The organism is Arthrobacter arnarulunnguaqae, from assembly GCF_051262515.1.
Classification (GTDB): domain Bacteria; phylum Actinomycetota; class Actinomycetes; order Actinomycetales; family Micrococcaceae; genus Arthrobacter_N.
In genome coordinates this window covers 1-266 of sequence record NZ_JBIMER010000052.1, presented here as the reverse complement: position 1 = coordinate 266, position 266 = coordinate 1, and the positions used below count along the sequence as shown (strand labels likewise).

The 266-nt window shown below is 66.5% G+C and carries 1 protein-coding gene; it reads right to left on the bottom strand.

What is annotated here, in order from left to right; all coding sequences use genetic code 11:
- Nucleotides 1–266 (bottom strand): HNH endonuclease signature motif containing protein (locus ACHAAJ_RS15620; protein WP_435729162.1); only part of this gene is annotated, 266 nt, incomplete at both ends.

Below are 266 nucleotides of genomic sequence, written 5' to 3'. Positions count from 1 at the left end.
GAGGTGTGGGTGATGGAGCCGTTTCCGGTGGTGAGGGTTTGCCAGAGTCCGACGGTTTTCATCTTGTGGTGTTTCGGGCAGCGCGGGGCGAGGTTGTCCAGGTCGGTGGTTCCGCCGTCCTGCCATTCGGTGATGTGGTCGTTTTCGGAGTCCACGCGCGCGCAGCCGATGTGGGTGCAGTAGGGGTCCCGGGCGGTGAGCATCCGGCGCATCGGTTCGGTGGGTCGGTAGCGGGCCCGTCCCATGGCGACGATCGCGGTGCCGTC